Genomic DNA, 7,098 nt, shown 5'->3' on the forward strand with positions numbered 1-7,098 from the left:
GGGACCGCTGGCAAATCTTGAGGCGATAGATCGCAGCCACGCGCAGCAAGGGAGGCGGTTCATGGCCAGCGGTCCCGGATCAAGTCCGGGATGACGAGGTGTCAGGCGTAAGGCGGCTTGTGCAGGCCCTTGGGGCTGGTGGTGAAGATCTCGCAGCCGTCCTCGGTGATGCCGATCGAGTGCTCGAACTGCGCCGAGAGCGACTTGTCGCGGGTCACCGCCGTCCAGCCGTCGTTCAGCAGCTTCACCGGCGGCTTGCCGAGGTTGATCATCGGCTCGATCGTCATGAACATGCCCGGCTTGAGCAGCGGGCCGGTGCCGGGGCGACCGGCATGGACCACTTCGGGCGCGTCATGGAACAGGCGGCCGAGGCCATGGCCGCAGAACTCGCGCACGACACCGTAGCGGTTCGCCTCGGCATAAGCCTGGATGGCAGCGCCGATGTCACCCACGCGGTTGCCGGGCTTCGCCTGCTCGATGCCGATCATCAGGCACTCGTACGTCACGTCGACCAGACGGCGCGCCTTCAGCGGCACGTCGCCGACCAGGTACATACGGCTGGTGTCGCCGTGCCAGCCGTCCAGCAGCGGGGTGACGTCGATGTTGACGATGTCGCCGTCCTTGAGCGTCTTTTCCGACGGGATGCCATGGCAGACGACGTGGTTGATCGAGATGCAGCACGAATGCGCATAGCCCCGATAGCCCAGCGTCGCCGGGACCGCCCCGCCCGCGAGGGTCAGTTCGCGCACCTTGTCGTCGATCTCGGCGGTGGAGACGCCCGGCTGCACCATCGGCGCGATTTCGTCGAGGATCTTCGCGGCGAGCGCGCCGGCGCGGCGCATGCCCTCGAAGCCGTCGGGGCCATGCAGCTTGATGGTGCCGTCGCGCAGCAGCGCTTCCTGGCCGGGCTCTACGATCTGGTATTCGGTCATCCGCCCCAGATAGCGCATCCGGGGTGAAATTGCGAGATCAGGGTTTCACCGAGAAGGCCGAGCGATACTGCGGCTTGAGCGCGGCCATCACCTTGCCCGTCACCGGCACCGTCACTTCATAGCTGCCTTCCGCGTAAGGCCCCGCCTCGTAGGGCGCGACCAGCACGCCGATGCGATCGAAGGTCTTGCGGTTGGTCGAACCCAAGATCAGCGTCTGCGCGGTCGGGTCGATGCATTCGGTGAACATCTGCCCGCTGTCGCGCTGGACCGGCTCGCCCCGCTTGCCCGCGCGGGCCTTGTCGAGCCCGTCGCAGAACGGCGTGCGCAAGGCATCGCGCAGCGCGTCCTGGCTGGTGAACAGGTCCATCGGCTTGCGCGCCGTGTCGGCGCCGCGATCCCACAGCAGGGTATCGAACCCGCTCATGCCGTGCGCGCCGCCGCTGTACTGGTACATCTCCGAGGACAGCGACAGCCAGCCCGGCAAGTCGGTGACCACCTTCCAGTCCACCTGCATCGAATGCGCGTGATAGGGGAAGCCGTCCTTGGTCATCTCCGCCTTGTCGCTGCGTGCGGAGGAGACCAGTTCGCCCTTGGTATCGTCCAGCTTCCTGTCGAGCATCGCCCGCAGGCCGGGTAGCGCCGCCGCCGCGTCGGGATAGGAATAGCCGAACTCGTAAAGGTCGTTCTCCTCCTTTTCCGAGCGCCCCTTCACGGCGGGCGCTTCCGAGGGCGCTTCGGTGGAGGCCATCGGCAGCGCCTCTTCGCTGGCAACCGCCGTGGCGCTCGGCTGTGGATCGCTGTCGCCCGATCCACTGCACGCAGCGGCGGCAAAGGCCAGAACAACAACCATACCGGAGTATCGCATCAAAATTCCTCTCGCACTCAGGCTCGGGTGGAGGCTAGAGAATCAGGCCATGAGCGACAAGAACGCATTGATCCAGCCCGATCGCGGCCAGCAGGCCGTCTCCATCCATCTCGTCGACAAGGACGGACTGGAGAAATTCACGAAAGGCCTCACCGTTCCCCAGCGCGCCGTGCTGGAGGCCGCCCGCTTCGACGCAAGTGCGGGGGAATACGTCATTCTCCCCGAGGGTGACGGCTGGAGCGTGGCCGCAGGCGTGGCCGACGCCGGAACGCTCGGCGGCTGGTGCATGGCGAAACTCGCCGAGAAACTGCCCGCCGGGACATACCGCCGTGCTGGCGGCGAGCCGGGCCCGGCGATCTTCGGCTGGATTCTCGGCCAGTACAGCTTCGACCGCTACAAGGCCGACGCCGAGGACCACGGCCCGCGCCTGCTCCTGACCGGCGAACCCGCGCAGATCGCCGCTCTCACTGCCGAGGCCGAGGCGGTCATGCTGGTGCGCGACCTCGTCAACACTCCGGCCGAAGACATGGGCCCTGCCCAGCTGGAGGCCGAGGCCGAAGCGCTGCACAAAGCCTTCCGCGCCGAGATCCGCGTCACGCGCGGCGAGGTGCTGGAGCGCGACTTCCCGATGGTCCACGCGGTCGGCCGCGCCGCGGGCCGCAGCCACGCGCCGCGCATGATCGAACTGGAATGGGGCGACCCGAAGAACCCGCGCATCGCCGTGGTGGGCAAAGGTGTCTGCTTCGATTCGGGCGGCCTCGACGTGAAGCCCTCCGCGGGCATGCTGCTGATGAAGAAGGACATGGGCGGCGCGGCCCACGCCCTCGCCCTCGCCCGCCTGATCATGAGCGCCAACCTCCCGGTGCGCCTGCACGTGCTGGTCCCGGCGGTGGAGAACGCCATTTCCGGCAACAGCTTCCGGCCCGGCGACGTCCTGCGCAGCCGTGCCGGGATCACCGTCGAGATCGGCAACACCGACGCCGAAGGCCGCCTGATCCTGGGCGATGCGCTCACCCGCGCGGGTGAGGCGGGCCCTGAATTCATCATCGACTTCGCCACTCTGACAGGAGCAGCCCGCGTCGCGGTCGGCCCCGACCTCCCCGCCCTCTTCACCCGCGAGGATGCGACGGCCGACGCCCTGCTCGCGGCGGGCAAGACGGTGGACGACCCGTGCTGGCGCCTCCCCCTGCACGAAGGCTACCGCGAGTACCTCAAGTCCGACGTCGCCGACATCAACAACGCCGGGTCCAGCGGCTTCGCGGGCGCGAGCACGGCGGCGCTGTTCCTCGACCGCTTCGTCCCCAAGGGCGTGGAATGGGCGCACTTCGACACCTTCGCCTGGCGCCCCACCGCGAAGGCGGGCCGTCCGAAGGGCGGCGAAGCGCTCGGCCTGCGCGCGGCATGGCACATGCTGAAAGCGCGCTATGCTTGAAAGAATCCCGTGTCTCGGGTAGGCGCGCCCATCTTTGACTTTGGAGACGCACCCGCGTTGGCATCTGTGGATTCGTATACTCGCCCTGACCAGACGGACGGCATGGGGTCCCAGAAAATGCTGGCCATGACCGGCCCCAGCGTGAGCGCCGATCCCGGCTGCCTGCCCGTGCGCGGCGACCTTGCCCACATCAAGCTGGCGGGCCGCTACTTCGTGCCGCACTATGCCGTGCCGATGCCGCGCGCGCTCAAGTCCGGCGCAATCCTGCGCGTCGTCGGCCGTGACGATGCGGAAGTCATCGCCGACCTGCCTGCGGGGGAAACCTTCAACGTGCTGGACATCGCGGGCAAGTGGTCCTGGGGCCAGCTCGGCGAGGACGGCGCGGTCGGCTATGTGGCTCTCTCGGATCTGGAAGCGGCATGACCACCAACGTCTTCATCGACGGTGCAGCGGGCACCACTGGCCTCGAAATCGCCGACCGGCTCGCCGGGCGCAGCGAGTTCTCGCTGATCACGCTCAGCGATGACAGGCGCAAGGATGATGCCGCGCGGGCCGAGGCGCTGAACGACGCCGACGTCGTGATCCTGTGCCTGCCCGACGATGCCGCCAAGGCCGCCGTCGGCATGATCGCCAACGCGCGTACCCGCGTGATCGACGCCTCCTCCGCCCACCGCGTCGCGGCGGGCTGGACTTACGGTTTTCCCGAGATCGTCGGCCATGACACGGTCGCGCAGGCCCGTTTCGTCAGCAATCCCGGCTGCTACCCCACCGGCTTCATCGCCCTCGTCGCCCCGCTGGTCCGCAGCCGTCTGCTTCCTGCCGACTGGCCCTACGTGTGTCACGCCGTCTCGGGCTATTCGGGCGGCGGCAAGGCGCTGATCGCGCGCTTCGAGGACAACACCGACATCGCCTTCCGCGCCTACGGCCTGGCCCTCGGCCACAAGCACGTGCCCGAGATGAAGGCGCAGACGGGCATCGGCCACGATCCGATCTTCGCCCCCGCCGTGGTGCCCGCCCATCGCGGCATGCTCGTCGAAGTGCCGCTGCACCTCTCGATGATGCCGCAAGCCGGATCGCCCGACGACCTGCGCGCCGCGCTGGCCGAGTTCTACGCGGGCAGCACGATCGTGAAGGTCGAGGCAGACCAGCCCGACGAACTGCTGCTGCGCGCCTCGATGGAGCCTGTCGACACCCTCACCCTGCGCGTTCTGGGGGCGAAGGACGGCGCGCAGGCACGCCTCGTCGCGATCCTCGACAACCTCGGCAAGGGCGCGAGCGGGGCTGCGGTGCAGAACCTCAACATCATGGCCGGTCTCGACGAGACGGCGGGCCTGCGCCTTTGATGGACCCTGCCCTCCCCGGCATGGGGAGGGCACTCAAGCCTTGCAAACTGACGGCCCACTGCTCTAACAGGGCAGCAATCGCAAGGACCCGGTGCAATTCCGGGTGGCTATTCCGGCCGCCGATCCGCCGGACAACATCACACATGACCTGAAACCTCAGCGCCCATTTGGCGCCCGTGGTCCTGCCATCGTGCCTTGTTGTGGAATTTCCATGTCAGACAAACTCGCCCGCTACGCCCGGCAGTGGTTCAGCGACTTCGCGACCGCGCGCCGCGACGTCCTCGCCGGCATCGTCGTCGCCCTCGCGCTGATCCCCGAGGCGATCGGCTTTTCGATCATCGCCGGGGTGGACCCGCGCGTCGGGCTCTATGCCTCGGTCGCCATCGCGATCGTCATCGCCCTCGTCGGCGGACGCTCGGCGATGATCTCGGCCGCGACGGCTTCCGTCGCCGTTCTGGTCGGCCCGCTGGTGCGCGACCACGGCGTCGAGTACCTCTTCGCCGCGACCATCCTGATGGGTGTCTTCCAGGCCATCGCCGGACTGCTGCGGCTCGACCTCGTGATGCAGTTCGTCTCGCGCTCGGTCATCACTGGGTTCGTCAACGCGCTGGCCATCCTGATCTTCATGGCGCAGTTGCCGCAACTGACCAACGTGGGCTGGCAGACCTATGTCATGGTCGCGGGCGGTCTCGCGATCATCTACCTGTTCCCGCGCGTCACCAGGGCCGTGCCTTCGCCGCTGGTGGCGATCCTGGTGCTGACGGCGATCTCGATCGGCATCGGCCTGCCGGTCAATACCGTGGCCGACATGGGCAAGCTGCCCGAGGGCCTGCCCAGCTTCACCCTGCCCCATGTGCCGCTGACTTTCGAGACGCTGCGGATAATCGCCCCCTACGCGCTGACGATGGCGGCGGTGGGCCTGCTCGAATCGCTGCTGACCGCGCAGATCGTCGACGACATGACCCAGACCGACAGCGACAAGCGCGCGGAGTGCGTCGGCCAGGGCGGCGCCAACGTGGTGGCGGCCCTCTTCGGCGGCATGGGCGGCTGCGCGATGATCGGCCAGTCGGTGATCAACGTGACCTCGGGCGGGCGCGGGAGGCTCTCCACGTTCGTCGCGGGCGCGTTCCTGCTGTTCCTGCTGGCCGTGCTGGGACCGTGGGTCGGCCGGGTGCCGATGCCCGCGCTGGTCGCGGTCATGGTGATGGTTTCGATCGGCACCTTCAGCTGGGCCTCGATCGCGAACCTCAGGCGCCATCCGCCGACCTCGTCGGTGGTGATGCTGGTGACCGTCGGCGTCGTCGTGGCGACGCGCGACCTTTCGCTCGGCGTGCTGGCGGGGGTGCTGCTGTCCGGCGTATTCTTCGCAGGCAAAGTCCAGCGCATGTTCGCGGTGGAGCGCGGCGAAGAAAACGGCATCGCCACCTACCGCGTCTCGGGCCAGATCTTCTTCGCCTCGGTGGACCGCTTCATCCGCGCCTTCCAGGACGAGGCGCAGGAAGAGGCGGCGGCCGGGCACATCGTGATCGACGTCTCGGCCGCGCACTTCTGGGACATCTCGGGCGTGGGCGCGCTGGACAAGGTGGTCGAGCGGCTGCAGCGCGACGGCCGCAGCGTCGAGGTGGTCGGCTACAACCGGGCGAGCGCGGACATCGTCGACCGCTTCGCCCTCCACGACAGGACCGGCGTGGAGACGGGCGCGGTGCCGGGCTGAACCTTACCGCTTGTCCCGAGGGGGCTTCGACAAGCTCCAGCCTGACCGGGTTCGAGAGGTTTACCCATTCCCCGCTCACCCTGAGCTTGTCGAAGGGTCGGGCACAGCCGGTCGAAGTCCCCTCGCAGGGACGCTGTCAGCGCTTCTTCTTAACCCCGTTCAACGCGGCGGCGTCGCGCAGCAACGCCGAAAGCGCCGCCTCGTCGATCGCGTCACCTTCATGAATGTCGATGGCGCGGCGCACGTTGCCCTCGAGGCTGGCGTTGAACAGGCCCGCCGGGTCAGGCACCGAGGCGCCCTTGGCGAACGTCAGCTTGACCGCCGCCTTGTAGGACTCCCCGGTGCAGACGATGCCGCCGCCCGCGTACCACGTGGGCACGCCGCGCCATTTCCATTCCTCGACCACCTCGGGCAGCGCGGCGTGGACGACGGCCCGCACTCTTGCCAGCGCCTCCCCGCGCCAGTCGCCGAGTTCGGCAATGCGTTCGTCGATCAACTGAGCGGGGGTTTTCGTGTCGGTCATGCTGTCCCGTAGAGTTTCGCTTCGTCCGCGCGCCGGTTCTTGAGGCCGGTCATCGGCTTGCCGTCGTTGTAGATCCACTTGCCGAACTGGGCCTGTGCACCAGCGAAGTCTCCGGCCTTGTGAAGCTTGCCGAGCGTCGAGGACTCGATCTTGCCGGTGTTATAGTGGAACGAGACCAGCGCATCGAACTGGTTCTGCGTGGTCGCCGCCTTTCCAAGAAAGGCCGCGACCTCGTTCATGTAACTGACGATGTCCACATCGAACCTGGCGTCGCACTGCGCCTGCGTCC

At 67.8% G+C, this 7,098-nt stretch carries 8 protein-coding genes and 1 other annotated feature; of the genes, 4 read left to right on the top strand and 4 right to left on the bottom strand.

Annotated features, from left to right (window positions below; translation table 11 throughout):
• Positions 1-101 precede the first annotated feature (101 nt).
• Both map and LH128_RS20510 read right to left on the bottom strand, forming a co-directional pair.
• Positions 102-932, bottom strand: a complete 831-nt coding sequence (map, locus tag LH128_RS20505) for a type I methionyl aminopeptidase (protein WP_008831600.1) — start codon at positions 930-932, stop codon at positions 102-104.
• A gap of 37 nt (positions 933-969) precedes the next feature.
• Entirely contained in the window at positions 970-1,782 is an 813-nt protein-coding gene (locus tag LH128_RS20510) for a DUF4163 domain-containing protein (protein WP_008831601.1), read from the bottom strand.
• Between the two features lie 64 nt (positions 1,783-1,846).
• Here LH128_RS20510 and LH128_RS20515 point away from each other — a divergent pair, with 64 nt between their 5' ends.
• The 4 genes from LH128_RS20515 to LH128_RS20530 all read left to right on the top strand — a co-directional run bounded on the left by LH128_RS20515 (position 1,847) and on the right by LH128_RS20530 (position 6,286).
• The gene (locus LH128_RS20515; RefSeq protein WP_008831602.1) at positions 1,847-3,229 is read left to right on the top strand and encodes a leucyl aminopeptidase family protein; all 1,383 of its coding nucleotides are present in this window, start codon (positions 1,847-1,849) and stop codon (positions 3,227-3,229) included.
• A 102-nt stretch (positions 3,230-3,331) separates the two neighbouring features.
• Positions 3,332-3,652 (top strand): SH3 domain-containing protein, encoded by a 321-nt coding sequence (locus tag LH128_RS20520; protein ID WP_051211543.1) that lies wholly within the window; start codon positions 3,332-3,334, stop codon positions 3,650-3,652.
• Positions 3,649-4,572: an N-acetyl-gamma-glutamyl-phosphate reductase gene (gene argC, locus LH128_RS20525; protein WP_008831604.1), complete on the top strand. Its 924-nt coding sequence runs from the start codon at positions 3,649-3,651 to the stop codon at positions 4,570-4,572. The genes LH128_RS20520 and argC overlap by 4 nt, the downstream gene beginning before the upstream one ends.
• Positions 4,573-4,653: 81 nt before the next feature.
• Positions 4,654-4,709 (top strand) — a sequence feature (sul1 is cis-regulatory element that is thought to sense ions involved in sulfur or methionine metabolism; They are found in Alphaproteobacteria).
• Positions 4,710-4,783: 74 nt separating this feature from the next.
• Positions 4,784-6,286 carry a SulP family inorganic anion transporter gene (locus LH128_RS20530; protein WP_008831605.1) on the top strand — a complete coding sequence of 501 codons (1,503 nt, stop codon included), beginning with the start codon at positions 4,784-4,786 and terminating at the stop codon, positions 6,284-6,286.
• Between the two features lie 136 nt (positions 6,287-6,422).
• Here LH128_RS20530 and LH128_RS20535 read toward each other — a convergent pair whose 3' ends face one another.
• Together LH128_RS20535 and LH128_RS20540 are read right to left on the bottom strand one after the other, a co-directional pair.
• The gene (locus LH128_RS20535) at positions 6,423-6,809 is read right to left on the bottom strand and encodes a DUF1801 domain-containing protein (RefSeq protein ID WP_008831606.1); all 387 of its coding nucleotides are present in this window, start codon (positions 6,807-6,809) and stop codon (positions 6,423-6,425) included.
• On the bottom strand, positions 6,806-7,098 hold a 293-nt coding region (locus tag LH128_RS20540), incomplete at its 5' end, for a lysozyme (RefSeq protein ID WP_008831607.1). The genes LH128_RS20535 and LH128_RS20540, both read right to left, overlap by 4 nt.

It is taken from the genome of Sphingomonas sp. LH128 (assembly GCF_000293195.2).
Classification (GTDB): Bacteria; Pseudomonadota; Alphaproteobacteria; order Sphingomonadales; family Sphingomonadaceae; genus Novosphingobium; species Novosphingobium resinovorum_A.